Raw genomic sequence first — 26,453 nt, forward strand, 5'->3', positions numbered from 1 at the left:
GGCGGTTGGGGATTGGGCAAAAAAAAGCACCGCTTGGCGGTGCTTTTCCACGGGAAGGCGTGGCGTGCGTTTGGTATCAGCCCGGCACTTTCTTCAGCATTTCCAGGCCAACCTTGCCCTGGGCAATCTCGCGCAGCGCGGTGACTGCGGGCTTGTTGCGGCTTTCGATTTTGGGGGCGTGGCCTTGGCTGAGCATGCGCGCACGGTAAGTTGCGGCCAGCACAAGCTGGAAGCGGTTGGGGATCTGCTGCAGGCAGTCTTCAACTGTGATGCGTGCCATGGGAAATACTCCAGAGGAATCAGGTGATATTGAGCGACTCGAACGTGCTTGCGCGGGCGCGGCGCTGGGCCGCGTACTTGAGGCGCTGTGCGTGCACGATAGCCTTCAGGTCGAAGAGCGCACGCTCAAACATTTCGTTAATTATAACGAAGTCAAACTTTTCTACTTGCGCCATCTCGTGCGCAGCATTGCGCAGGCGCCGTTCGATCACTTCGGCCGAGTCTTCGCCCCGTCGCTCCAGTCGGGAGCGCAATTCTTCCCAGCTCGGCGGGAGGATGAAAACCAGCACGGCATTGGCGAATGCTTGCTTGATCTGCAGGGCGCCTTGGAAATCAATCTCCAGCACGATGTCTGCACCCTGGGAAATGCGCTCTTCGATGGCTTTCTTCGAGGTGCCGTAGCGATTGCCGTGCACATTGGCCCACTCCACGAAGGCGTTGCCGGCCACCATGGCATCGAATTCCTGCTCGGAGGCAAAAAAGTACTCCCGCCCGTGCTTCTCCTGGCCTCGGGGTGCGCGTGTCGTGTGCGAAATGGAGCGGTGGGCTTGCGAGTCCAGTTCGAGCAGGGCCTTGACCAGCGTGGATTTGCCCGCCCCGCTGGGGGCAGAGACGACGAACAGATTTCCAGGGTAGTCCATGCTGCCCTTACTCCAAAGACCAAAACGGGATTATCCCAGATCGTTAGCGCCCTCCGGGTTGGGCATCACTCAATGTTCTGCACCTGCTCGCGCATTTGCTCGATCAGCACCTTCATGTCCACACTGATGTGCGTGAGATCCAGCGCAGCCGACTTGGAGCCCAGCGTGTTCGCCTCGCGGTGCAGTTCCTGGATCAGAAAGTCCAGGCGCTTGCCAATTTCGCCGCCTTTTTCCAGCAGGCGTTCGATCTCGTCGAGGTGGGACTGCAGGCGCGTGATTTCCTCGGCCACGTCGATGCGAATGGCGAAGGCGGTGGCCTCGGTCAGGGCCCGGTCCTGCGCCGCTTCCGGCGCCACGGCGCCATCGGCCAGGGCCATGGCGTCTTTCCAGCGTTCCATGAAGCGCTGGCGCTGCTGCTCCACGAGTCGGGGCACCATGGGGGTGGCCCTGCCGGCCAGCGCGCGCAATTGCGCCACGCGGTCCTGCAGCATCGTGGCCAGGCGCTGGCCCTCGCGTTCGCGTGCCGCGATCAATTCGTCCAGGGCCTGTTCGGCGAGTTGTGGGGCGATGCTGCTCCAGTCCTGGTCGGTGCTGGCATTGGCGTTGGCGCACAGGCGCAAGGCGTCGGCCACGCTCAGCGGGGCGGCCTGGGGCAGCCAGGCCTGCACGCTGTCCTGCAGCCCGTTCAGGCGCTGCAGCAACTGGGGTGAAGGGGTGGGCAGGGCGCCGCCGCCTTCGCTTTCGATGGCGGCGCGCAGCTCCACCTTGCCGCGCTTGAGCCGGGTGGTCAGCAGCGTACGCAGCTGCGGTTCCAGTGCACGCAGTTCGTCCGGAAGACGCAGCGTAAGGTCAAGGAATCGGCTGTTGACGGAGCGGATTTCCAGTCCCAGCCGGTGTGCCGCCGCCGGCGTCTGGGTGCCCTCCGCACTGGTGCCATGCTGGGCACTGGCGTACCCGGTCATGCTGTAAACTGGCATAGGACTTTCCGATGGTTGCTTGCGATCCGGCGATTATCCGGGTTCCGCCACCCTGCCCGAGGTCTCTTCGCAGAAAGTATGTCGTCGCCCAAGATCAAGCCCGCCCCTTTGCCTCCCGACACCCTGATTGGTGGCTATCGCGTGGTGCGCCGGCTGGCCGCCGGGGGCTTTGGTGTCGTGTACCTGGCGGTGGATGGCGAGGGCCAGCAAGTGGCCATCAAGGAGTACCTGCCTGCCTCGCTGGCCACGCGGGCGCCGGGGGAGTTGACGCCCAAGGTGCCGCCGGAAAAGCTCTCGCTGTACCGCCTGGGCCTCAAGAGTTTCTTTGAAGAGGGGCGCTCGCTCGCGCAGATCTCGCATGCCTCGGTGGTGAGCGTGCTCAACTTCTTCCGTGAGAACGAAACCGTCTACATGGTGATGAACTACCTGGAGGGCGCGTCCCTGCAGGACTTCATCATCACCGCGCGCGAGCTCAAGACGCAGAAGGTGTTTCGCGAGTCCACCATCCGTTCGCTGTTCGACGAGGTGCTGCGCGGCCTGCGCATCGTGCACCAGCACAAGATGCTGCACCTCGACATCAAACCGGCCAATATCTTCATCACCGACGACAACCGCGCCGTGATGATCGACTTCGGCGCGGCGCGCGAGGTACTGTCCAAAGAGGGCAACTTCATCCGCCCGATGTACACCCCCGGCTTCGCTGCGCCCGAGATGTACCGGCGCGACGCCTCGATGGGCCCGTGGACCGACATCTACGCCATCGGCGCCTGCATCTATGCCTGCATGCAGGGCTTTCCGCCCAACGAAGCGCCGCAGCGCACCGAGAAAGACCGCCTCTCGCTGGCGCTGACCAAGCTGCGTGGCGTGTACTCCGACAACCTGATCGAGGTGGTCGAGTGGTGCATGGCACTCGATCCGCTGTCGCGTCCGCAGTCCGTGTTCGCCCTGCAGAAAGAGCTTTCGCGCGAGGGCGAGCGCCGCTACACCAAACTCACAGTGGCTGAAAAAATGCGCTTGCAGCTTGACACCCTGGTCTCCGACGCCAAGAAGAACGTGCAAAAACTTGGCGAGGCCACCGATCTCGGTGTGAAGCCCAAATGAAGTTCTCCGTATTCCAGGTCAGCCGCCGTGGCGGCCGCGAGAAGAACGAAGACCGCATGGGCTACTGCTACACGCGCGAGTCGGGCCTGTTCGCGCTCGCTGACGGCATGGGCGGGCATCCCCAGGGCGAGGTGGCGGCGCAGATCGCGCTGCAGACCATCTCGGCGATGTTCCAGCGCATGGCCAAACCCAAGCTCGACGATGTGCGTGAGTTCCTCTCCGAGGCCTTGCTGGCGGCGCACCACCAGATCCTGCGCCATGCCATCGACAAAGGCATGCTCGACACGCCGCGCACCACGCTGGTGGCCGCGGTGGTGCAGGACGGGCGCGCCCAATGGATTCATTGCGGCGACTCGCGCCTTTACATGGTGCGCGACGGTGCGCTGCTCTCGCGCACGCGCGACCACTCCTACCTGGAGTTGCGCAACATGGCGCTCACTCCCGGCCTGGAGCGTGTCAACCGCAACGTGCTGTTCACCTGCCTGGGCTCGCCGTCCAAGCCCATCTTCGACATCACCGGCCCGGTGACGCTGGAGCAGGGCGACCGCATCCTGCTGTGCTCGGACGGCCTGTGGGGCAGCCTGGACGACGAAACCATCACGCGCGAGCTCGGTCGCCAGGGTGTAGCCCATGCCGTGCCCGACCTGGTGGAAGACGCGCTGCGCAAAGCCGGCAGCACCAGTGACAACGTCACCGTCGTGGCCATGGAATGGGAAACGCCCGACGCCTTCGAGTCCACCCAGGGCATTTCTACCGAGGGCATCGATGACGACGCCTTCGAGTCCACCATCCAGGCGGGGCCGCTTGATGCACTGGTCGATGACCTCGACGATGCGGCGATCGAGCGCTCCATCGCCGAGATCAACGAAGCCATTCGCCGCTCCGCCGCCAAAAAAGCGTGAGCGCACAGCGCACTACGCCTCCCCGAAAAGGAATCTTCTCCATGACGTTTGAACGCAGCGGCCAGCGCGCCGCCGACCAGTTGCGCGCCGTGCGCATCACGCGCGGCTACACCATCCATGCCGAGGGCTCGGTGCTCATCGAGTTCGGCAACACCAAAGTGCTGTGCACCGCCTCGGTTGAAGAAAAGGTGCCACCGCACAAGCGCGGCAGCGGCGAAGGCTGGGTCACCGCCGAGTACGGCATGCTGCCGCGCTCCACCCACACGCGCAGCGACCGCGAGGCCGCGCGCGGCAAGCAAAGCGGGCGCACGCAGGAGATCCAGCGCCTCATCGGTCGCAGCCTGCGCGCGGTGTTCGACCTCAAGGCGCTCGGCGAGCGCACCATCCAGCTCGACTGCGACGTCATCCAGGCGGATGGTGGCACGCGCACGGCGGCCATCACCGGCGCCTTCGTGGCGGCGCAGGATGCGGTCAACGGCTTGCTCGCGGCGGGCAAGTTGGCCGCCTCGCCCATCACCGCGCCCGTGGCGGCGGTGTCGGTGGGCATCGTGCAGGGCACGCCGCTGCTCGACCTGGAATACGTCGAGGACGTCGATTGCGACACCGACATGAACGTCGTCATGACCGGCGCTGGCCACTACGTGGAAGTGCAGGGTACGGCCGAGGGCGTGGCCTTCACGCGTGCCGAGATGGACCAGCTGCTGGCGCTGGCCGAAAAAGGCATTGGCGAACTGGTGGCGCTGCAGCGCCAGGCACTCTCGAACTGATAGCTGCCAGCGCTTGGTGGACGGGCGCTGGAGCCCGATTTGACTATGAAAATCGTTTTGGCATCGAACAACCGCGGCAAGCTCGCCGAGCTGCAGGCCATGCTGGCGCCGCTGGGCGTGGAGCTGGTGCGCCAGGCCGACCTGGGCGTGGGCGAGGCCGAGGAGCCGCATTGCACCTTTGTCGAGAACGCCTTGGCCAAGGCGCGCTTCGCTGCTGAGCACACGGGCCTGCCCGCGCTGGCCGACGACGCGGGTCTGTGCGTGCACGCCTTCGGCGGCTTGCCGGGCGTGCAGACCGCCTACTACGCCACCCAGTTCGGCTACGACAAGGGCGACGACACCAACGTGCGCGCACTGCTGGAGCAAATGCAGGGCATCGCCGACCGCCGCGCCGCCATGGTCAGCACGCTGGTCGCCGTGCGCAGCCCGCAAGACCCCGAGCCGCTCATCGCCGTGGGCCGCGTCAAGGGCGAGATTGCGACCGAGCGCCGCGGCAGCGGCGGCTTTGGCTTCGATCCGGTGATGTTCATCCCCGAATTCGGCAAGACCTTCGCTGAACTGCCTACCGAGGTGAAGAACGCGCACAGCCACCGTGGCCGCGCCGCGCAGCAGATGCTGGCGCTGATGCGCGAGCATTGGCTATCAAAATGAGAGCTTGTGGCGCTTTTCTATCGTGGGATTGCGATGGTTTTTGCATCGAAAGCCTTGCTGATAAAGCGCTAGCCGCTATTTTTTCAAGAGCGCAATGACTTCTCCCCGCGACATCCAGCACTACATGCGCCCCGGGCTGCTGCAGCTGCAGAGCCTGCCGCCGCTGTCGCTGTACGTGCACCTGCCCTGGTGCTTGCGCAAGTGCCCGTACTGCGACTTCAACTCGCACGAAATGAAGGCGGGCGAACTGCCCGAGCAGCGCTACATCGACGCACTGGTGGCCGACCTCGAAGCCGCGCTGCCGCTGGTGTGGGGCCGCACCGTGCACAGCATCTTCATCGGTGGTGGAACGCCCAGCCTGTTCTCGCCCGATGGCATCGACCGGCTGCTGTCGGACATCCGCGCGCGCCTGCGCGTCGAGGCCGACTGCGAGATCACGCTCGAGGCCAACCCTGGCACGTTCGAGAAGGAGCGTTTTCGCGCCTTCCGCGGCGCCGGGGTGACGCGCCTGTCCATTGGCGTGCAGAGCTTTGACGACGGGCACCTGAAGGCCCTGGGCCGCGTGCACGACCGTGCACAGGCGCTGGCGGCCGTGCAGGAGGCCGCGCAGGCGTTCGAGACCTTCAACCTCGACATCATGTACGCGCTGCCGGGCCAGACCCTGGCCGGCCTGGAGCGCGACCTGGAGACGGCGCTGTCCTTCGCGCCACCGCACCTGTCGGTCTACCACCTCACCATCGAGCCCAACACCTGGTTCGCCAAGCACCCGCCCACGCTGCCCGAGGGCGATGAGGCCTACGCCATGCTCGACCGCATCACCGAGATGACGGCGGCCGCAGGCCTGGCGCGCTACGAAGTGTCGGCCTACGCGCGCAAGGGCCACCAGTGCGTGCACAACAGCAACTACTGGCAGTTTGGCGACTACCTGGGCATCGGCGCCGGGGCACACAGCAAGCTCAGCTTTGCACACCGCATCGTGCGCCAGGTGCGTTACCGCGAGCCGCGCCTGTACATGGACAACGCCCTGGCGGGCTGTGCCGTGGCGCAGGACGAGGACGTGCGCCGCGCCGACCTGCCGTTCGAGTACATGCTCAACGCCCTGCGCCTGCGCGAAGGCTTTGCCCTGCAGGACTTTTGCGAGCGCACCGGCCTGGCGGTGACGGCCATCGCACGCGGGCTGGACGAGGCCGAGCGCAAGGGGCTGGTCGTACGCGACATGGGCCACGTGCGCCCCACGGAACGTGGCTTTGACTTCCTGAGCGACCTGCAGGCGCTGTTCCTGGCCGATTAAGGCCTGCCGTCAGCCGCAGCGCACGGCGACGATGCGCCCCTGCGCATCGACTTCGAGGTTCAGGCGCTCGGCGTCAAACTCCTTGGTCACGGCCTGCCCGGGCCGCAGAATGCGCGCCATCAGCGCCCCCGAGCGCTGGCGTGCCTGCTCCATGACGGATGCCGTGGCTTGCTGGCCCACCACCGACTGCGCCGGCCCCGCGCTGCAGGTGCCGCCTTGCGGCTGCCAAACCGGCGAGGCGTGCGGGCGCGGGCTGCTACAGCCGGCCAGCACGGTCAGACCGACCAGGGCGCAAAGCAGTGGGAACGTGGGGGATTGGCGCATGGCGGGAACTCCTGTCGTAGTGGATGGGGACGCTGCGCTACCTTATCCGGCTTGGCGCCAGCGCGTGTCACCAACTGTCAGCGCTGCTGGAATACCACCGCCTCCAGCCCCATGGCGCGGATGCGCCGGGCGGCCGCGCGGGCTTCGCTGGCTTTGCGGAAAGGGCCGGCGCGCACGCGTGTGTACTCGCCCTTGTTGGTGCCCACGGTTTGCACCTGGGTGGGGATTTTGGCCTGGCGCAGCTGCTTGTCCACCTTGCGCGCGTTGGCGTCGTCGGCAAACACGCCGACAGTGATGTAGTAGCGCTTGGCCTGCAAGGGGGCCGGCTCGGTGTCTGGTGGCGCCTTGGCCGGCGCGCTGCTGGCCTGGGCCGGCTTGCCCGCCGTCTTCTTGGCGCTGGTTTTCGTCGCTGTGGCGGATTCGGTGGCTTTGGCCGGGGGCTTGGCCGCTGGGCGGTGCGCCTTGCTGCCCGCAGGCTCGGCAGCGTGGGCGGCCGGTGCTGCGGTGGCTACCGCTGGCGCGTGGGGCGCCACGGGCGCTGCCGCGGGGGGAGGTTCTGGCAGCGGGGGCACCTCTGCCGACGGCGGTGGGGGCGGCGCATCCGATGCGGCCGCCACGCTGGCCGACGCGACGGTCAGGGGCTCTGGCGCCGGGGCGGAGGCCGGCGTGCGCGGCAGGACGGTGGCCGTGCCTGCGTGGGCCACGCTGGTTGTGACTTCGTGCGAGGGGCGCGGCACCCACAGCGCTGCACCCAGCAGGGCTGCGCCCAGGGCCACGTACAGGCCGGCCAGCGCATAGAGCCGTGGCAGAGTCGGGGCCACCTGCGCCAGCGCGGTGTGCGCCTGGGCCACGCTGGGCGCGGCATCCAGCGCGCGCAGGGTGCGCTTGCGAATGTCGGTATAGACCAGCGCATCGCCCCACAGGCCCGGCAGCGCGCAACTCAGCACCAGCAGGGCCAGTCCCAGCCCGGCCTCGATGGGCAGTGGGGGCTGCAGCCAGGGGCGCAGGGCCGCGAACCACAGCAGCACCAGGCCCTCCACCGTGCAGGCATACACCAGAGCGGGCAGCCACAGCCTGCGGTAGAGCAGCCAGCCCAGGGTGCACAGCGCGGCGGCCCAGTTCCACCCCGTGCGGGTGCGTCCCAGGGTCTCGAAGATTTCGAAGCGGGGAAGGTAATGCGGCGCCCCGGTCGGGCCGAGGGCGGCTTGGTACAACGTGTCGATCACGTTGGGCGGGGTGTCGTCGGTGCGTTGCGGGGGGGCCATCTCGGCGTCCGCCGCAGAGGCCGGGGTCGCATGCATACCGCATTGTGGCATGGGGGCATGGCCGGCCCGTGCCGCGTGCGCGCCGATGGCGTTGCGCACCGGCAACCCCGGGCCGTTTATTGATGCCCGACAAGGCGGCACAGGGCCCTTGGTGGCAGCATGGCCGCCCGTGACTGCTCCCGCTTCTTTCTCTCGCCACCGCCGCTGGGGCTTGGGCATGGCCCTTGCCGCCCTGGCGCTGCTGGGGCAGCTGTGGATGGGGCAGCTCAGCACCGCGCACCTGGCGCGGTGGCTGTCGGCGCAGTACCTGCATGGCGATATTTGCTCCGTGCAGGTGGCCGACGCATCCGGCGCTGCCAGTGTGCCGGTGCAGGACACCGACCCCATGGGCCACCATGGGCAGGGGTGTCCCGTCTGCAGTGTGTCCGGCACGGGGCTGGCGCCCGCCAGCACTGCCTCTGCAGTGCCGGGCCTGGCACTGCAGGCATCGCGTCCTACCCTGCCGGAGCCCGAGGCACTGCGCACGCTGCTGCGCAGCTATGAGCGCCCGCCTGCGCAGGCACCGCCTTGGGCCTGAGTGTTCGCCTGAGTCTTTTTCTGCCTGGTTTCTGTGACCGTGTCGGCGTGCTGTTCGCTGCCGCGCGCACACGGCCCGTCCCTTTTCGTTTTTGATTTGCCATGAACCGTGAAAACCGTTGGCACGCCCGTGCGGCATGCCCGCGCAGCCTTGCGCTGCGCCCTCTTTGTGCCTTTCTTGCCACCCTGCCGTTGCTCGCTGGCGCCCAGGAAAGGGCGCTGGACGCCGTCAATGTGACGGCCCCTCGTTCCGCGACCCAGCCGCTGGGCGCCAGTGCCGCCGACGCCGCCAGCCTGCAGGCCGGGCGCGCCTGGGACAGTGACACCGCACAGCTGCTGCGCAACCTGCCCGGCGTGAGCCTGGTGGGCGCAGGCGGCGTGTCCAGCCTGCCCAGTGTGCAGGGGCTGTCGGACGACCGGCTGCGCATCCAGGTGGATGGCATGGACCTGGTTTCCTCGTGCGCCAACCACATGAACCCGCCGCTGTCGTACATCGACCCGGCGCGCGTGGGCAGCGTGCGCCTGTTCGCCGGCATCACGCCGGTGAGCGTTGGGGGCGACAGCATTGGCGCCACGATCCAGGTGGAGTCGGCGCCGCCGGAGTTCGCCGAGCCCGGCCAGGCGCGCCTGCTCAAGGGCGAGCTGGGTGGCTACTACCGCAGCAACGGCAACGCCAGCGGCGCCCGGGCCTCGGCCACCTATGCCACCGAGCAGATGAGTCTGCGCTACGACGGTGCGGCGGCGCAATCGGACAACTACAAGGCTGCGAGGGCCTTCAAGGCCGCCGGGCCCGCTGCCAGCAACAAACCTGCCCAGTGGCTGGGGGGCGACGAAGTGGGCTCCAGCAGCTACAAAACGCGCAACCACGCTCTGACCTATGCACTGCGCGATGCCACGCAACTGGTGGAAATGCGCCTGGGGGTGCAGGACATCCCGTACCAGAACTTTCCCAACCAGCGCATGGACATGACGCGCAACGACAGCCAGCAGCTCAACCTGCGCTACCAGGGCCAGTTTGACTGGGGGCAGCTGCAGGCGCGGGCCTACCACGAGCGCACCCGCCACGGCATGAACTTCGGCTCCGACAAACAGTTCTGGTACGGCGCTGCCAACAACGTGCCGGGCATGCCCATGGACACCGAGGGCAAGACCACGGGCGTACAGCTGCGCGGCGAGATCCCCTTGTCTGCGCGTGACACCTTGCGTGTCGGGGGCGAGGCGCAGAACTACCGCCTGGACGACTGGTGGCTGCCTTCCGGTGGCGGCATGGCGCCAGATACGTTCTGGAACATCCGTGACGGCCGACGCGACCGCCTGGACCTGTTCGCAGAGTGGGAGGCGCGCTGGAGTCCGCAGTGGCTGACACAGGCCGGACTGCGCGCCAGCCGCGTGCGCACCGACAGTGGGCCGGTGCAGGGCTACAACAGCGGCTATGCCATGGAGGCCCAGGCCTTCAACGCGCGTGACCGCCAGCGCAGTGACAACAACCTCGACTTCACTGCACTGGCACGCTACACCGCCAGCGCCAACGCCAGCTATGAATTCGGCTTTGCGCACAAGTCGCGCACGCCCAATCTGTACGAGCGCTACGCCTGGTCCACGGGCGGGATGGCCATGCGCATGGTCAACATGGCGGGTGACGGCAACGGTTACGTGGGCAACCCCGACCTGAAGCCCGAGGTGGCCAACACGCTGAGCGCCACCGCCGACTGGCACGACGCCAGCGGTGAGCGCTGGGGCATCAAGTTCACCCCCTACCTCAGCTATGTGGACAACTACATCGACGCCGAACGCTGCAGCGGCGCGGGCACCATGTCGGCCTGCACGGCAGCCAACCGCACGGCCACGCAGGGCTTTGTGTACCTGCGCTTCGCCAACCAGGACGCGCGGCTGTACGGCATGGACCTGTCGGGCTTCGCCGATCTGGGGCAAGCCGGTGCCTGGGGGCGCTGGCAGTTGGGCGGTGCGGTGAGCTACGTGCAGGGCAAGAACCGCAGCACCGGCGATGGCCTGTACAACACCATGCCGCTGAACGCACGCCTGGCGCTCACGCAGCGCCAGGGGGGCTTCACGGCGTCGGCAGAGTGGCTGCTGGTGGCGGCCAAAACCCGCACGTCCCAGGTGCGCAACGAAGTCAGCACCCCGGGCTACGGCCTGCTCAACCTGCGCGCCAGCTACGCCTGGCAACAGGTGCGCCTGGACGTGGGCGTGGACAACCTGCTCAACCGCATGTACTACCACCCGCAGGGCGGTGCCTACCTGGGGCAGGGCATGACCATGGCCGGCACAGCCGTGCCCTGGGGCGTTTCGGTGCCGGGCATGGGCCGATCGCTCAGCGTGGGTTTGACGGTCAAGTTCTGACCCCGTCGCCGGGCGGTGGGGCGGCGCCTGCGCTGCCCGGCTATTCCACCCCGAGTTCGGCCAGGCCGTACAGCGGCGCGCTGAACCAGGGGCGCCACAGCGCCTCCATGGCCAGGCCGGCCCAGCCGTAGCATTCGGCCACGCTGTGCGTTTGCAGCAGCCGCAGCCGGGGATGGCAGTCGGTCAGCTCGCGCATGTGCCGGATGCCCCAGTGGAACTGCGCACCCGTGCGGCACACGCTGGCGTGCAGGCCCGCTTGGCCCACGGCGCACTGGGACAGGGTGTCGATGAGCAGGCGCGAGCCTGCTGGTGCTTGCGTGGCGAATTCGCGCAGCACCTGGCGCACCTGCGCAGGCTGCAGGTACATCAACACGCCCTCGCACAGCATGAACAAGGGCTGCGCCAGCGCGCGCCGGGGCAGGTGCAGCGCCTGCCACCACTGGGGATTGCGCAAGTCGAGCATGGCCTGGCGCAAGCGTGGGGAGCTGTGCGGTGCCAGCGTGCGGCGCAGCGCCATCACCTCGGGCAGGTCGGCGTCGAGCCAGGTGTTGCGGCCCTGGTCGAGCCACTGGAAGTAGTGCGACAGGCCGCAGCCGAGGTTCACGCCCCAGGCCAGCGGGTGGCGCGCGAAGAAAGCCTCTCCCGCCGCGCGCACGCGCCGCGTGCGCCACAGGATGTTCAGCACCGTGGGGTAGTCGGCCAGGTAGCTGTCCACCCGGGTGTTCAGGGCGGCCAACTGGCGCTGGGCCTCGGTATCGTGGCAGGCCAGGTGGGGAAAGAGGGCATCGCCCCGGGCGCGCGCCGCCAGCGGAATCAGCAGCGTGCTGGGCACGGCGTGCAGCGGCTCGGTGGCAGGCGCCGCCACCCGCGGGGGCGATGGCGCGGGAGGCGGTGAGAAGAACGACAGCCCGTGTTGCATGGAAGAACCCTCGGCGCCAGCGACGGTGGCGATCGCCGCAATCTACGGTGCACGCCGGGGCCCGGCAATCGGTGGTGGCCGATACCTTGTGCTGAATCAAGACGGTGCGCTGCAACAAAAGGTACCCGGCGGGTCTTGGCCGCACGGAAACACGTTCTCAGCGGCACAGCGCAGCGCGCCAGCCCAGCCCGGCCTCGGTGGTGCTGGCGGGGCGGTACTCTGCGCCGACCCAGCCCTGGTAGCCGATGCGGTCCAGGTGCTGGAAGAGAAAACGGTAGTTGATCTCGCCGGAGCCGGGCTCGTGGCGCCCGGGGTTGTCCGCAATCTGGATGTGGCCGATGCGTGCCAGGTGCTGCGCCAGCGTCGCGGCCAGCTCGCCCTCGGTGCGCTGGGCGTGGTAGATGTCGTATTGCACGAAGGCATTGGGGGCGCCCACTTCGTCGAGCACGGACAGCGCCTGTGCCGTGCGCTGGAGGTAGAAGCCCGGTATGTCGTACCGGTTGATGGGCTCCACCAGCAGGCGCAGGCCGGCCTGGTGCAAGGCGGCTGCGGCAAAGCGCAGGTTGTCGACGAAGGTGCGGCGCAGCAGCGCGTCATCGGCGCCCACAGGGGCCTTGCCCGCCAGGCAGTTGAGCTGGGGGACACCCAACGTGGTGGCGTAGGCCACGCCCCGCGCCACGCCAGCGCGGAATTCGGCCACGCGCGCGGGGTCGCAGGCGATGCCGCGATCACCGCCTTCCCAGTCGCCGGCGGGCAGGTTGTGCAGCACGGCCTTCAGCCCTGTGGCATCCAGCCGGGCCTTGATTTCCTGCGGGCTGTGGGCGTACGGGAACATGAACTCCACGGCCTCGAAGCCCGCCTGCGCGGCGCGCTCGAAACGGTCGAGGAAAGGCACTTCGGTGAAAAGCATGCTGAGGTTGGCCGAGAAGCGGGGCATGGGCAGGTCTCCAGGAGCGAAAGGGGGATTTTTAGTGTTTTTGGCCTTCAGCGCTTATACAGAAAGCGCTAGGTGCTACAAAATAAGGAGTGCGCGGAAGTCGTTCACGTTGGTGTGGGTCGGCCCGGTGACGAACAGGTCGCCCAGCGGCTGGAAGAAGCCGCAGGCGTCGTTGCGGTCCAGGTGCGCGCCCAGGCGCAGGCCGAGGGCCTGGGCGCGTGCCAGGGTGTCGGGCGCCACATGGGCGCCGGCGTTGTCCTCCACGCCGTCGATGCCGTCGGTGTCGGCCGCCAGTGCCCACACCCCCGGCGCGCCCTGCAGCGCCTGCGCCAGCCCCAGGCAGAACTCGCCTGCGCGGCCACCGCGCCCCGGGGGCGTGCCCGGCGGCTGGGGGCGCAGGGTGACGGTGGTTTCCCCACCCGAAAGCAGCACACAGGGCCGCGTGAAAGGCTGGCCATGCCGCGCCACGGCGCGTGCCAGGGCGGCGTGCACTTTGCCCACCTCGCGCGACTCGCCCTCGATATCGTCTGACAGCACATGGGCCGCCAGGCCTGCGGCGCGTGCCGCCGTGGCCGCCGCCTGCAGCGATTGCCGCGGCGTGGCGATCAGGTGCACCGCGTGGCCGTGGAAGGCCGGGTCGCCCGGCTTCGGTGTTTCGCAGGCGCCGGCTTGCAGCGCTGCCCGTACGGGGGGCGGCACGTCGATACCGTAGCGCGCCAGGATGGCGAGCGCGTCGGCACAGGTGCTGGCATCGGGCACGGTGGGGCCGCTGGCGATGACCGAGGGGTCGTCGCCCGGTACATCGCTGATGCACAGCGTCACCACGCGCGCCGGCGCGCAGGCCGCAGCCAAGCGCCCGCCCTTGATGCGCGAGAGGTGCTTGCGCACGCTGTTCATCTCGCCGATGGTGGCACCGCTGGCCAGCAGGGCCTGGTTGATGCGCTGCTTGTCGGCCAGCGTCAGGCCTTCGCCGGGCAGCGTGAGCAGTGCCGAGCCGCCGCCCGAGACCAGGCACAGCACCAGGTCGCCGGCGCTCAGCCCCTGGGTCAGCGCCAGCATGCGCTCGGCGGCGGCCTGGCCGGCGGCATCGGGCACGGGGTGGGCAGCCTCGGCGACCTCGATGCGCTGCACCAGCCCGGCAGGGCGCGGCGGCGTGTGGCCATAGCGCGTGACCACCAGGCCAGACAGCGGCGCGTCCGCGGGCCACAGTGCCTCCAGTGCCTGGGCCATGGCGCCGGCGGCCTTGCCCGCGCCCAGCACCAGGGTGCGCCCGCCCGGGGCCGGCGGGGGCTGCAGGAACGCGCCCAGGGTGAAGCGTGGCAGCGCCTGGCGCACGGCCACGCCGTAGAGATGCTCCAGGAAGGCGCGCGGCGTGCGGAACGGGTCGGGGGTGGGGGTGGGGGCAAATGGGTGGGCGGTCACGGCATGTCTTTCGGCAGTTTCCGCCACGGTATCAGGGGAAGTGCCTAGGTGTCGGTCTACCAAAAGTGTATACACATTCTGTCGCCGCCGTTATCATGCGGCCATGGAAACGTCCACCACCAGTTTCATTGTCGAGAGCCTGACCCGGGCCATCGTCGAGCACCGGCTGCGCCCCGGCACCAAGCTGGCCGAGCAGAAGCTGGCCGACCACTTCGGCGTGTCGCGCACGCTGGTGCGCCAGGCGCTGTTCCAGCTGTCGCAAAACCGCCTGATCCGCCTGGAGCCCGCGCGCGGCGCCTTCGTGGCCGCGCCCTCGGTGGAAGAGGCCAAGCAGGTGTTTGCCGTGCGCCGCATGCTGGAGACGGAGATGACGCGTGCCTTCGTGCGCGAGGTCACGCCCGCCAAGGTGCGCGCCCTGCGCGAACACGTGGCGCGCGAGAAGGCCGCCGTTGCACAGGACGATGTGCCCGGCCGCACCGAGCTGCTGGGCGACTTCCACGTCTGCATGGCCGAGCTGATGGGCAACCAGGTGCTGGCGCAGCTGCTGGGCGAGCTGATCTCGCGCTGCGCGCTCATCACCCTGATGTACCAGAGCGCCAGCGCTGCCGAGCACTCGCACGAAGAGCATGCCGAGATCGTCAAGGCGCTGGCGGCGCGCGACGAGGCGCTGGCCGTGCGGCTCATGCAGGAGCACCTGCAGAACGTCGAGGCCAGCCTGACCTTCGAGCGCGAGCAGCCGGTCAACGAACTGTCTTTAGCCCTTTCCTGAGGCATTTGCGCACATGAACTCCTCCGCCGTTTACGACGCCACCGCTGCCTATCCACGCGACCTGATCGGCTACGGCCGCACGCCCCCGCACGCCCGCTGGCCCGGCGGCGCGCGCGTGGCGGTGCAGTTTTTACTGAACTACGAAGAGGGGGGCGAGAACTGCGTGCTGCATGGCGACCCGGCCAGCGAGCAGTTCCTGTCGGAGATGTTCAACCCGGCGGCCTACCCCGAGCGCCACATGAGCATGGAGGGCATTTACGAGTACGGCGCCCGTGCCGGCGTGTGGCGCATCCTGCGCGAGTTTGAAAAGCGCGGCCTGCCGCTCACCGTGTTTGGCGTGGCCACGGCACTGCAGCGCCATCGCGAGGTGGCCCAGGCCTTTGCCGAGCTGGGCCACGAGGTGGCTTGCCACGGCCTGAAGTGGATCCACTACCAGAACGTGCCCGAGGCGGTGGAGCGCGCCCACATGGCGCAGTGCATGGAAATCTTCGACACGCTCTACGGCCAGGGCGGCGACCACGGCCTGGGCTGGTACACCGGCCGCGACAGCCCCAACACCCACCGCCTGGTGGCCGATGACGGGCGCTTTGCCTACGACAGCGACTACTACGGCGACGACCTGCCGTTCTGGATGAAAGTGGCCAAGAGCGACGGCAGCGCGCACCACCAACTGGTGGTGCCCTACACGCTGGATGTGAACGACATGCGCTTTGCGCTGCCCCAGGGCTACTCGCACGCCGACCCGTTCTTCCAGTACATGAAGGACACGTTCGACGCGCTCTACGCCGAGGGCGACCCGGCCGGCGACAACGCGCCCAAGATGATGAGCATCGGCATGCACTGCCGCCTGCTGGGGCGGCCCGGGCGCATCACGGCGCTGCAGCGCTTTCTGGACCACATCCAGGCGCACAACAAGGTGTGGATTTGCCGCCGCATTGACCTGGCGCGCCACTGGGCGCAGTTGTATCCGGCACCGTGAATGCGCTGATTTCAGAAGAAAAGTGCCTCTGGCCCTTGCTGGATAAGCGCTAGCAGCTCCTATTTTTGAGAGTGAGACCCATGCCCCTGACCCTGCAAGAACTCAACGCCGCCACGCCCGAAGCAGCCGCGCAGATGCTCGACGGACTGTACGAGCACACGCCCTGGATTGCAGCCCAGGCCCTGGCGGCGCGGCCATTTGGCTCGCTCGCGGCGCTCAAGCACGCCATGGTGCGCGTGCTGGCACAGGCACCGCGCGAAGCCCAGGTGGCGCTGGTACGCGCCCACCCCGAGCTGGCGGGCAAGGCCATGGTGGCGCAAACGCTCACGGCCGAGTCGACCAACGAGCAGAGCAAGGCCGGGCTCACGCAGTGCACGCCCGAGGAGTTTGCGCGCATCCAGCAGCTCAACGCCGACTACAACGCGCGTTTTGGCTTCCCGTTCATCCTGGCGGTGCGCGGGCCGCGCGGCACGGGGCTCGCCAAGCAGGAGATCATCGACACCTTTGCGCGCCGCCTGGACAACCCGCCCGACTTCGAGCTGGCCGAGGCGCTGCGCAACATCCACCGCATTGCCGAGATCCGGCTGAACGACAAGTTCGGCGTGGTGCCCCAGCTCGGCAACGACGTGTGGGACTGGCAGGAAAAGCTGGCGCAGCACAGCGACCCGGGCTATGCCGAGAAAGGCCAGCTCACGGTCACCTACCTCACCGACGCCCACCGCGCCTGCGCCCAGCGCATCAGCCACTGGATGCACGACTGCGGTTTTGACGAGGTGGAGATCGACGCCGTGGGCAACGTGGTGGGGCGCTACCACCCGGCGGTGGCGGGGGCCAAGTATTTGCTGACGGGCAGCCACTACGACACCGTGCGCAACGGCGGCAAGTACGACGGGCGCTTGGGCATTTTTGTGCCCATGGCGAGCGTGCGCGAACTGCGCCGTGCCGGCCGCCGCCTGCCCTTTGGCGTGGAGGTGGTGGCCTTCGCCGAGGAAGAGGGCCAGCGCTACAAAGCCACGTTCCTGGGCTCGGGGGCACTGATTGGCGACTTCCAGCCCGCCTGGCTGGAGCAAAAAGATGCCGACGGCATCACCCTGCGCCAGGCCATGCAGCACGCGGGCCTGTGCATTGACGACATCCCGAAGCTGCGCCGCGATCCCGCGCGCTACCTGGGCTTCGTCGAGGTGCACATCGAACAGGGGCCGGTGCTCAATGGGCTGGACCTGCCGCTGGGCATCGTCACCTCCATCAACGGCAGCGCGCGCTACGTGTGCGAGATGCTGGGCATGGCCAGCCATGCCGGCACCACGCCCATGGACCAGCGCCGCGACGCCGCCACCGGCGTGGCCGAGCTGGCGCTGTACCTGGAAAAGCGCGCCGCCCGGGATGGCGACAGCGTGGCCACCATCGGCCAGCTGCAGGTGCCGTCGGGTTCGGTCAACGTGGTGCCGGGGCGCTGCCAGTTCTCGCTCGACCTGCGCGCGCCCACCGACGCGCAGCGCGACGCCCTGGTTGCCGATGTGCTGGCCGAGCTGGCCGCCATCGCCGCGCGCCGCGGGCTGCGCTACACGGCCGAGCTGTCGATGAAGGCCTCGGCCGCGCCCAGCAGCGCGCCGTGGCAGCAGCGCTGGGAACGCGCCGTGCAGGCCCTGGGCGTGCCGCTGCACCGCATGCCCAGCGGTGCCGGCCACGACGCCATGAAGCTGCACGAGGTCATGCCCCAGGCCATGCTGTTTGTGCGCGGCCTGAACGGCGGCATCAGCCACAACCCGCTGGAAAGCACCACGAGCGACGACATGCAGCTGGCCGTCGACGCCTTTACCCATGTCCTGAACCAGATCGCCACGGAAACCCCATGACTACCTACGAACAACTCGACGCCTGGATCGACCAGCACTTCGATGAGCAGGTGCGCTTCCTGCAGGAACTGGTGCGCGTGCCCACCGATACCCCGCCGGGCAACAACGCGCCGCATGCCGAGCGCACTGCCGAGCTGGTCAAGGGCTTCGGTTTCGAAGCCGAAAAGCACCCCGTGCCCGAGGACCAGGTGCGTGCCTACGGCATGGCGTCGATCACCAACCTGATCGTGCGCCGCCCCTACGGCGGCGGTGGCAAAACCATTGCGCTGAACGCCCACGGCGACGTGGTGCCGCCGGGCGAGGGCTGGTCGCACGACCCCTACGGCGCCGAGATCGTGGACGGCAAGATGTACGGCCGCGCCACGGCGGTGAGCAAGAGCGACTTTTCCACCTTCACCTTCGCCGTGCGTGCCCTCGAAGCCGTGGCCAAGCCCGCGAAGGGCGCGGTGGAGCTGCATTTCACCTACGACGAAGAGTTCGGCGGCGAACTCGGCCCCGGCTGGCTGCTGGCCCAGGGCCTGACAAAGCCCGATTTGATGGTGGCCGCTGGCTTCAGCTACGAGGTGGTGACGGCCCACAACGGCTGCCTGCAGATGGAGGTGACGGTGCACGGCAAGATGGCCCACGCCGCCGTGCCGCACACCGGGGTGGACGCGCTGCAGGGCGCCGTGGCCATCATGAACGCGCTGTACGCCGAGAACGTGAAGTACCAGCAGTTGACGTCCAAGGTGGCGGGCATCAAGCACCCGTACCTGAACATCGGCCGCATTGAAGGCGGCACCAACACCAACGTGATCCCGGGCAAGGTGGTGCTCAAGCTCGACCGCCGCATGATCCCCGAGGAAAACCCTGCCGCGGTGGAAGCCAGCATCCGCGCCGTGATCGCCCAGGCGGTGGACGCCTTCAATGCCCAGCGCGGCTATGCAGGCGAGGACGCCGTGCGCGCAGACATCAAGCGCCTGCTGCTGGCTAACGCCATGACGCCGCTGCCCGGTAACCAGCCGCTGGTGGACGCCATCCAGAAGCACGGCGAGGCCGTGTTTGGCGCCCGCCCCCCGGCGGTGGGCACGCCGCTGTACACCGACGTGCGCCTGTACGTGGAGCGCGGCATCCCTGGCGTGATCTACGGTGCGGGCCCGCGCACGGTGCTTGAGTCGCACGCCAAGCGCGCGGATGAGCGCCTTGATCTGGAAGACCTGCGCCGCGCCACCAAGGTGGTGGCGCGCACGCTGCACGACCTGCTGGGCTGACGGTCTTTTGCTCCTGAAAAATGAGCTGCTAGCGCTTGCTGGGTAAGCGCTAGCGCCTTATTTGGCTCAAACTTCGTAGCGCGGTATCGACGGCCACCGGGCGCCCATACAGCCAGCCCTGTGCCAGCTCCACGCCGTAGGCGTGCAGCGCCTCGTGCTGCGCTTGTGTCTCCACGCCCTCGGCCAGCACGCGGCAGCCCAGCTGGTGCAGTTGCGCCACGGTGTGGGCGATGTCCGCGTCGAGCGGGCCCCCCTGGCCTGCGTGGCGCACCACGGTAATGCACAGCTTGGCGATGTCGGGCTGCAGCACGCGCGCGGTATCCAGGTCGGCAAAGCCGCACCCGGTGTCGTCCAGCGCCAGGCCGACGTTCTGCGCGCGCAGGCTGGACACGGCCTCAGACAGCTCCAGGGCACCGTCCAGAGGCAGGTGCTCGGTCAGTTCAAGCAGCACGTCCTGGCGCCCCCCCAGCGGTAGCCTCTGCGCGGCACAGGCCAAGGCCTGCGGGCCCAGGTTGACGCTCAAAAAACAGCCTGGCGGCAGCCGCCCCTGGGTGCGCTGCAGCGCCAGCGTGGCGCTGTGCAGCTCCATGTCCAGCGTACGGCCGCAGGCGCTGGCGGCGGCGAAGAGCCGGTCCGGCGACTCCAGTACGCTGCCTTGCGGCCCCCGGGACAGCGCTTCGTAGCCGACGATGGCCCGGTCGTGCAGGCGCACGATGGGCTGCAGCAGTGTGCGCATGCCCTGCGGCCCGGCCAGCAGGTCTGCCACGAGCGCTGCTGTGTTTTCCCCCGAGACGCCGCAAGGCGGGGAGTGCGGCGCGGACTGCAGCCAGTCAGGTGGGCATTGGCCACCGTGCGCGGCCCAGGTATCGGCCGCCAATGGGCGCGCCAGCAAGACCAGCGGCATGCGCATGCCCGTGCCGGTGCCCAGTACCTGGGCCGGCAGCGGCTGTGCCCTGCAGCCTCAATGGCGCTGCAGGTTTCCTGCAGGTCGCGCACCAGCGTGCTGCGGCGCAGGCGAAACAGCATCGACCAGCGCCCAGCCGCGTCCTGCCGGTGCTGCGCCACGATCTCGTGCTGGGCCAGCAGGCGGCGCATCAGCGCACCGGCGGCATCGCCCAGTTCGCGCAGTGCCAGCTGCGCAGCCTGCACACCGAAGATGGCCTCCAGGCGCGCCGCGCTGGGCATGGCGATGGCCAGCACTGCGGTGGCCGGCGGGGTCTGGCCGTCAGAAAGATTCCCACTCGGCATCGTGGCTCTCCTGCGTGCTGCGGCGGGCTTGGGGCAGCTTGGCCGGTGCGGCGCGCAGCGCCGGGGGGCGGGGCTGCGGCGTGCCTGCGGCGGGCAAGGGCTTGGCCGCTGCCGGCAGCGGCCGCGCCGTGGCTGTGCGCGGTGGCGTGGATGCGGTGCGTGCTGGCATCCGGGCCTGCCCGTCGCCGTCGAGCGTGAAGACGCTCACCGCCGTGGCCAGCTGCGCGGCTTGCTGCTGCAGGGCTTCAGCGGCGGCTGCGCTTTGCTCGACCAGGGCCGCATTCTGCTGCGTGGCGCTGTCGAGCTGGGTGACGACGCTGCCGACCTGTGCGATGCCCTCGGTCTGCTCGGCCGTGGCGGCGCTGATCTGCGCGATCAGACCGGCCACACGCTGTGCCTGGTCCACGATGTCGGTCATGGTGGCGCCGGCGTCGCCCACCAGGCGCGAGCCTTCCTCGACCTTGGCGACGCTGTTGTCGATCAGTGCCTTGATTTCACGCGCCGCAGCGGCGGAGCGCTGGGCCAGCGAGCGCACCTCGCCCGCTACCACGGCAAAGCCCCGGCCCTGCTCGCCTGCGCGCGCGGCTTCCACGGCGGCGTTCAGCGCCAGGATGTTGGTCTGGAAGGCGATGCCGTCGATCACGCCGATGATGTCGCCGATCCTGCGCGAGCTGGCGGTGATCTCATGCATGGTGCTCACCACTTCGCCGACGACGACGCCGCCCTTGTGCGCGGTCTCGCTGGCGGATGCGGCCAGCTGCGTGGCCTGGCGTGCCGAGTCGGCGTTGTTCCGGACCGAAGCGGTCATTTGCGCCATCGACGATGTCGCTTGCTGCAGGCTGGCGGCCTGCGCCTCGGTGCGCTGCAGCAGCCCGGTGTTGCCGCTGGCGATTTCCTGCGAGCCCGTGGTCACTGCGTTGGATGCCTGGCGCACCTGGCCGACCACGGCGGCCAGACTGGCCTGCATGGCACCCAGCGAGGCCAGTACGCTGCCGGGGCGCGCTTGCGCAGCACCCGCCACCGGGCCGAGGTCGCCCTGCGCCACGTGGTGCGCCACTTCGGCGAGCGCACGCGGCTCGGCGCCGAGCTGGCGCAGGATGCTGCGCGCCACGATCCATGCCACCGCACCGCTGAGCAGCAATGCCAGCACCAGCGCCGTGAGCATCACGGCCAAGAAGCCGCCCGCCTGCTCCAGCGCGGTGCGGTTCTCGGCCTGGATACGGGCTTCCTCGAAGTCGATGAGCTGGTTGATCGCTGCCAGCCACTGCACGTACTGGGGCTTGGCCTGCTGCCACAGCGCCTCGCGCGCGGCGGCATCCCCCGCCTCGGCCTGGGCAATGATGGCCTGGGTGGTGGCAACCGCCTTGGCCTCGATGGCGCGGATGTCGGCATACAGGCGCGCCAGCTCGGGCGCGGCGCCTGGCCTTGCAATGAGCTTTTCCAGCGGGCCGGCGGATTCTGCGTAGAAGGCGGCCAGGGCGGCGATGGTGGCGATCTCCTTTTGCCGCTCGGCCGGCGTGTTGCCGAGCACGACGTCGCGCACCGCGATGGAGCGGTCATGCGCTGATCCACGGAAGTTGATGGCGTAGCGCTGCACCTGCACGTGTTCTTCGCTGTTGGCACGCAGCGCGCCGTTGATGCGCTCGACCTTGGCCATGGCGATGCCGGTGACGACGGCCAGCAGTGCCAGGATCAGACCAAACCCTGCATACAGGCGCGCAGCGACGCTCATTTGGGAAAACGGCATGGAGTGTCCATTTGTTTAAAAGTGTGAAATTAATTATATAAATGTATGCTTTTCATTCAATGGTTAATTTCTATCGACGTGAAAGCCATTGGCAGCGGGCGTTCGCGGCAACCAGGGTTCACCCGTATGGCGGCTTTTTGGTGCATCTGTATACACTTTTTGTATGGATTGCGGCGTGCCGGCCGCGCGAAAAACTGACCCGAGGAAGCCACATGCCCACGAACGTCCACCCTGTCGATGAACACCTGCCCATGGGGCGGCTGACGGCCCTGGGCCTGCAGCATGTGCTCGTGATGTACGCGGGTGCCGTGGCCGTGCCGCTCATCGTCGGCCGGGCGCTGAACCTCACGCCCGACCAGGTGGCCAAGCTCATCTCCGCCGACCTGTTCTGCTGTGGTCTGGTCACGCTGATCCAGGCCCTGGGCGCTACGCAGTGGTTCGGCATCAAGCTGCCAGTGATGATGGGCGTGACCTTCGCGGCCGTGGCGCCCATGGTGTCCATGGCACAGAGCAACGGCGGGCAGGTGGGGGCCGGGCTGATCTTCGGTGCCGTCATCGGTTCGGGGGTGATCTCCATCCTGATCGCCCCGGCGGTGAGCCGCATGCTGCGCTTTTTCCCGCCGGTGGTGACCGGCACCATCATCACGGTGATCGGCATCAGCCTGATGCGCGTGGGCATCAACTGGATCTTCGGCAACCCCGTGGGCCCGACGGCACCCAGCGTGGTCAACCCCGAGCACCTGAAGTGGCTGGCCGAGGCGCAGGCCATGGCAGGTGCGCCGGGCTCGTCGCTACCGCCTCTGCCCAAGGGCCTGGCCATCATGCCCACCGTGCCCAACCCGCGTTATGCCGACCTCACGGGCATGGGCATCTCGGCGCTGGTGCTCCTGTCCATCCTGCTGATTGCCAAGTTCGCCAAGGGCTTCGTGGCCAATATTTCGGTGCTGCTGGGCATCGTCATCGGCGCCGTGGTGGCCACGCTGATGGGGCTGATGAACTTTGACAAGGTGAGCAAGGCCGAATGGTTCGACCTGGTGCTGCCGCTGGAAATCGCCATGCCGATCTTCGACCCCATCCTGATCCTGACCATGACGCTGGTGATGATCGTGGTGATGATCGAGTCCACCGGCATGTTCCTGGCACTGGGCGAGATGACCGAGCGCAAGATCAGCCAGGACGACCTGACGCGTGGGCTGCGCACCGACGGCCTGGGCACGCTCATCGGCGGCCTGTTCAACACCTTCCCGTACACCAGCTTTTCGCAGAACGTGGGGCTGGTGGCGGTCACCGGTGTCAAGAGCCGCTTTGTCTGTGTGGCTGGTGGCGTGATCCTGATTGTGCTCGGCGTGCTGCCGAAGATGGCCGCGCTGGTGGAGTCGCTGCCCACCGTGGTGCTGGGCGGCGCCGGGCTGGTGATGTTTGGCATGGTGGCGGCCACCGGTATCCGCATCCTGGGGGGGTGGACTTCAAGGTCAACCGTTCCAACGCCATGATCGTGGCCGTGTCCATCGGCATTGGCATGGTGCCGCTGGTGGCGCCGAACTTCCGCCAGTGGATGCCGCATTCCATCCACCCGCTGATCGAGTCGGGCATCCTGCTGTCGTCGCTCACTGCCGTGCTGCTGAACCTTTTCTTCAACGGTGCCCGTGGCGATGCTGCCAGCGCCGTCGAGGCGGCGCGCCAGGCGGAAGCGCACTGAGTCGCACGCCGCAAGGTGCGTTCTATGATGGAGGGCTGCCAGCCTGCGCGTTGGCAGCCTTATTTTTCTGGACTGTCCCATGAGCAAAACCCTGTCCGCCGCTGAACAAGCCCTGCGCGAAGCCGCACTCGAATACCACCGCAGCCCCGTCAAGGGCAAGATCGCTGTCATGCCGACCAAGGCGCTGTCGAACCAGCGCGACCTGTCGCTGGCGTACTCGCCCGGCGTGGCCTACCCGTGCCTGGATATCCAGGCCGACCCTTCCAAGGCCTTTGACTACACCTCGCGCGGCAACCTGGTCGGCGTCATCACCAACGGCACCGCTGTGCTGGGCCTGGGCGACATCGGCCCGCTGGCCGGCAAGCCGGTGATGGAGGGCAAGGGCTGCCTGTTCAAGAAGTTCGCCGGCGTGGATGTGTTCGACATCGAACTGGACGCGCGTGACCCCGACAAGATCATCGAGATCGTCGCCAGCCTGGAGCCCACGCTGGGCGGCATCAACCTGGAGGACATCAAGGCGCCCGAGTGCTTCTACATCGAGCGCGAACTCTCCAAGCGCATGAACATTCCCGTGTTCCATGACGACCAGCACGGCACGGCCATCATCAGCAGCGCCGCGCTGCTCAACGGCCTGGAGCTGGTGGGCAAGCAGATCGGTGATGTGAAGGTGGCCGTCTCGGGCGCGGGGGCCGCCGCCATTGCCTGCCTGAACGTGATGGTGGGCCTGGGCGTGAAGCGCGAGAACATCTTCGTGTGCGACTCCAAGGGCATCATCTACGAAGGCCGCCCCGGCGGCTACGACGAGTCCAAGGCGCAATACGCGCAGAAGACCGAGGCGCGCACCCTGGCCGACGCGGTGAACGGTGCCGACGTGTTCCTGGGCTGCTCGGCCCCCGGCGTGCTCACGGCCGAGATGGTCAAGACCATGGCGGCCAAGCCCATCATCCTGGCGCTGGCCAACCCCGAGCCGGAAATCCGCCCCGAGCTGGCCAAGGCCGTGCGCCCGGACTGCATCATCGCCACAGGCCGCTCGGACTACCCGAACCAGGTCAACAACGTCCTGTGCTTCCCGTACATCTTCCGTGGCGCGCTGGACTGCGGCGCCACCAAGATCACCGAGGCCATGAAGCTCGCCTGCGTGCGCCAGATCGCCGCGCTGGCCAAGGAGAACATCAGCGAGGAAGTGGCCGCCGCCTATGCGGGCAAGGAGCTGTCGTTTGGCCCCGACTACCTGATCCCCACGCCGTTCGACTCGCGCCTGATCCTGAAGATTGCGCCCGCCGTGGCCCAGGCCGCACTCGAGTCGGGCGTGGCCACGCGCCCCATCACCGACATGGAGGCGTACAAGGAAAGCCTGTCGCGCTACGTGTACCAGACCGGCATGCTGATGCGCCCAGTCATCAACGCCGCCAAGGCCCTGCCGGCAGAGCAAAAGCGCGTGGCCTACGCCGATGGCGAGGACGAGCGCGCGCTGCGCGCGGCGCAGATCGCCCTTGACGACGGCATTGCCCGCCCCATCCTGATCGGCCGCCCCGCCGTGATCCAGGCGCGCATCGAAAAAGCGGGCCTGCGCATGCAGCCGGGCAAGGACGTGGAGATTTGCGACCCGTCCGATGACCCGCGCTTCCGCCAGTACTGGGAGCACTACCACCAGCTCATGAAGCGCGACGGCGCCACGCCCGAGGTGGCGAAGGCGGCGGTGCGCCGCTCCAACACCATCATCGCCTCGCTGATGGTCAAGCTCGGCGATGCCGACGCCATGATCTGTGGCCTGGTGGGCACCTACGAGACGCACCTGGAGCGCATCCACAGCATCCTCGGGCGCGAGCCTGGCGCAGCCCAGTACGCAGCGCTGAATGCGCTCATGACCAACCAGGGCACGCTGTTCATCGCTGACACTTACGTGAACGAGAACCCTTCGGCGCAGGAGCTGGCCGACATCGCCTGGGCGGCGGTGCAGGAAGTGCGCCGCTTCGGCATTCCGCCCAAGGTGGCGTTCCTGTCGCACTCCAGCTACGGTTCGTCCAAGCGTGCCTCGGCGCGCAAGATGCGCGAGGCGCGTGACCTGTTCGTGGCGCGCCACCCCGAGATCGAGTGCGACGGCGAGCTGCACGGCGATGCAGCGCTGGAGCCCAACCTGCGCAACGCCTACCTCACCGACTCGACCCTCACCGGCTCGGCCAACCTGCTGATCTGCCCGAATCTGGACGCGGCGAACATCCTCTACAACGTGCTCAAGACCACCACCAGCGGCGGCGTGACCGTGGGGCCGATTCTCATGGGCGTGGCGGGCACGGCCTACATCCTGACGCCGGCCTCCACCGTGCGCCGGGTGCTCAACATGACGGCCCTGGCCGTGGCCAGCAGCGCCGCGCGGCGCAGCAACGGCTGAACGCCCTAGCGTCTGGCGTGCAAAGCCCCATCCGCCCGTTCAGGGTGCATGGGGTTTTTTTATGCCAAATCGGGCTGCAACGCTTTCCCAGAAAGCGCTA

The 26,453-nt window shown here is 68.0% G+C and carries 22 protein-coding genes and 1 pseudogene; 13 read left to right on the forward strand and 10 right to left on the reverse strand.

Annotation, left to right across the window (positions count from 1 at the left end; all coding sequences use genetic code 11):
- Positions 1-76: 76 nt before the first annotated feature.
- From rpoZ to BN2503_RS05120, 3 genes are all read right to left on the reverse strand, one after another.
- The gene (rpoZ, locus tag BN2503_RS05110; protein ID WP_054255561.1) at positions 77-280 is read right to left on the reverse strand and encodes a DNA-directed RNA polymerase subunit omega; all 204 of its coding nucleotides are present in this window, start codon (positions 278-280) and stop codon (positions 77-79) included.
- Positions 281-299: 19 nt separating this feature from the next.
- Positions 300-920: a guanylate kinase gene (gene gmk / locus BN2503_RS05115; RefSeq protein ID WP_054255562.1), complete on the reverse strand. Its 621-nt coding sequence runs from the start codon at positions 918-920 to the stop codon at positions 300-302.
- Between the two features lie 65 nt (positions 921-985).
- The gene (locus BN2503_RS05120; protein WP_054255563.1) at positions 986-1,882 is read right to left on the reverse strand and encodes a YicC/YloC family endoribonuclease; all 897 of its coding nucleotides are present in this window, start codon (positions 1,880-1,882) and stop codon (positions 986-988) included.
- 93 nt (positions 1,883-1,975) lie between these two features.
- On the opposite strand from BN2503_RS05120, the gene BN2503_RS05125 reads away from it, so the two are divergent.
- From BN2503_RS05125 to hemW, 5 genes are all read left to right on the forward strand, one after another.
- Positions 1,976-2,998: a serine/threonine protein kinase gene (locus tag BN2503_RS05125; protein WP_054255564.1), complete on the forward strand. Its 1,023-nt coding sequence runs from the start codon at positions 1,976-1,978 to the stop codon at positions 2,996-2,998.
- Complete coding sequence (locus tag BN2503_RS05130) at positions 2,995-3,900, forward strand: PP2C family protein-serine/threonine phosphatase (protein ID WP_054255565.1); 906 nt, start codon at positions 2,995-2,997, stop codon at positions 3,898-3,900. Before BN2503_RS05125 ends, BN2503_RS05130 begins: the two co-directional genes overlap by 4 nt.
- A gap of 41 nt (positions 3,901-3,941) precedes the next feature.
- Positions 3,942-4,667: a ribonuclease PH gene (gene rph / locus BN2503_RS05135; RefSeq protein WP_054255566.1), complete on the forward strand. Its 726-nt coding sequence runs from the start codon at positions 3,942-3,944 to the stop codon at positions 4,665-4,667.
- 45 nt (positions 4,668-4,712) lie between these two features.
- Positions 4,713-5,318, forward strand: coding sequence for an RdgB/HAM1 family non-canonical purine NTP pyrophosphatase (rdgB, locus tag BN2503_RS05140; RefSeq protein WP_054255567.1), 606 nt, complete (start codon positions 4,713-4,715; stop codon positions 5,316-5,318).
- Between the two features lie 94 nt (positions 5,319-5,412).
- Positions 5,413-6,609, forward strand: a complete 1,197-nt coding sequence (gene hemW / locus BN2503_RS05145; RefSeq protein ID WP_054255568.1) for a radical SAM family heme chaperone HemW — start codon at positions 5,413-5,415, stop codon at positions 6,607-6,609.
- 9 nt (positions 6,610-6,618) lie between these two features.
- On the opposite strand, the gene BN2503_RS05150 is transcribed toward hemW, so the two are convergent.
- Together BN2503_RS05150 and BN2503_RS05155 are read right to left on the reverse strand one after the other, a co-directional pair.
- Entirely contained in the window at positions 6,619-6,933 is a 315-nt protein-coding gene (locus BN2503_RS05150) for an I78 family peptidase inhibitor (RefSeq protein ID WP_054255569.1), read from the reverse strand.
- Positions 6,934-7,010: 77 nt separating this feature from the next.
- Positions 7,011-8,234, reverse strand: coding sequence for an SPOR domain-containing protein (locus BN2503_RS05155; protein ID WP_074930024.1), 1,224 nt, complete (start codon positions 8,232-8,234; stop codon positions 7,011-7,013).
- A gap of 181 nt (positions 8,235-8,415) precedes the next feature.
- Between BN2503_RS05155 and BN2503_RS20445 the strand changes: the two genes are divergently transcribed.
- Positions 8,416-8,775: a DUF2946 family protein gene (locus BN2503_RS20445; protein ID WP_054255571.1), complete on the forward strand. Its 360-nt coding sequence runs from the start codon at positions 8,416-8,418 to the stop codon at positions 8,773-8,775.
- A 101-nt stretch (positions 8,776-8,876) separates the two neighbouring features.
- Positions 8,877-11,135 (forward strand): TonB-dependent receptor, encoded by a 2,259-nt coding sequence (locus BN2503_RS05165; RefSeq protein ID WP_054255572.1) that lies wholly within the window; start codon positions 8,877-8,879, stop codon positions 11,133-11,135.
- 40 nt (positions 11,136-11,175) lie between these two features.
- On the opposite strand, the gene BN2503_RS05170 is transcribed toward BN2503_RS05165, so the two are convergent.
- The 3 genes from BN2503_RS05170 to BN2503_RS05180 form a co-directional block, all read right to left on the reverse strand.
- Entirely contained in the window at positions 11,176-12,054 is an 879-nt protein-coding gene (locus BN2503_RS05170) for a class I SAM-dependent methyltransferase (RefSeq protein WP_054255573.1), read from the reverse strand.
- Positions 12,055-12,211: 157 nt separating this feature from the next.
- Positions 12,212-12,991: a hydroxypyruvate isomerase gene (gene hyi / locus BN2503_RS05175; protein ID WP_054255574.1), complete on the reverse strand. Its 780-nt coding sequence runs from the start codon at positions 12,989-12,991 to the stop codon at positions 12,212-12,214.
- Between the two features lie 75 nt (positions 12,992-13,066).
- A complete protein-coding gene (locus tag BN2503_RS05180) occupies positions 13,067-14,413 on the reverse strand; it encodes a glycerate kinase type-2 family protein (RefSeq protein ID WP_054255624.1) in 1,347 nt (448 codons plus the stop codon).
- 103 nt (positions 14,414-14,516) lie between these two features.
- On the opposite strand from BN2503_RS05180, the gene BN2503_RS05185 reads away from it, so the two are divergent.
- The 4 genes from BN2503_RS05185 (at position 14,517) to BN2503_RS05200 (ending at position 19,267) form a co-directional block, all read left to right on the forward strand.
- Positions 14,517-15,182, forward strand: coding sequence for a GntR family transcriptional regulator (locus tag BN2503_RS05185; protein WP_054255575.1), 666 nt, complete (start codon positions 14,517-14,519; stop codon positions 15,180-15,182).
- A gap of 13 nt (positions 15,183-15,195) precedes the next feature.
- Positions 15,196-16,161, forward strand: a complete 966-nt coding sequence (gene puuE / locus BN2503_RS05190) for an allantoinase PuuE (RefSeq protein ID WP_054255576.1) — start codon at positions 15,196-15,198, stop codon at positions 16,159-16,161.
- An 80-nt stretch (positions 16,162-16,241) separates the two neighbouring features.
- Positions 16,242-18,017, forward strand: coding sequence for a 2-oxo-4-hydroxy-4-carboxy-5-ureidoimidazoline decarboxylase (gene uraD, locus BN2503_RS05195; protein WP_054255577.1), 1,776 nt, complete (start codon positions 16,242-16,244; stop codon positions 18,015-18,017).
- Positions 18,014-19,267 (forward strand): M20 family metallopeptidase, encoded by a 1,254-nt coding sequence (locus BN2503_RS05200; protein WP_054255578.1) that lies wholly within the window; start codon positions 18,014-18,016, stop codon positions 19,265-19,267. Before uraD ends, BN2503_RS05200 begins: the two co-directional genes overlap by 4 nt.
- A gap of 49 nt (positions 19,268-19,316) precedes the next feature.
- Here BN2503_RS05200 and BN2503_RS05205 read toward each other — a convergent pair whose 3' ends face one another.
- Together BN2503_RS05205 and BN2503_RS05210 are read right to left on the reverse strand one after the other, a co-directional pair.
- A complete protein-coding gene (locus BN2503_RS05205; protein WP_054255579.1) occupies positions 19,317-20,177 on the reverse strand; it encodes an EAL domain-containing protein in 861 nt (286 codons plus the stop codon).
- Between the two features lie 315 nt (positions 20,178-20,492).
- Entirely contained in the window at positions 20,493-22,262 is a 1,770-nt protein-coding gene (locus BN2503_RS05210) for a methyl-accepting chemotaxis protein (protein ID WP_082366500.1), read from the reverse strand.
- Positions 22,263-22,474: 212 nt separating this feature from the next.
- Here BN2503_RS05210 and BN2503_RS05215 point away from each other — a divergent pair.
- Positions 22,475-23,961, forward strand: a pseudogene (locus BN2503_RS05215) (nucleobase:cation symporter-2 family protein).
- A gap of 79 nt (positions 23,962-24,040) precedes the next feature.
- Positions 24,041-26,353, forward strand: coding sequence for an NADP-dependent malic enzyme (locus tag BN2503_RS05220; RefSeq protein ID WP_054255580.1), 2,313 nt, complete (start codon positions 24,041-24,043; stop codon positions 26,351-26,353).
- The last annotated feature ends 100 nt before the right edge of the window (positions 26,354-26,453 follow it).

The organism is Paenacidovorax caeni (assembly GCF_001298675.1).
Classification (GTDB): Bacteria; Pseudomonadota; Gammaproteobacteria; order Burkholderiales; family Burkholderiaceae_C; genus Paenacidovorax; species Paenacidovorax caeni.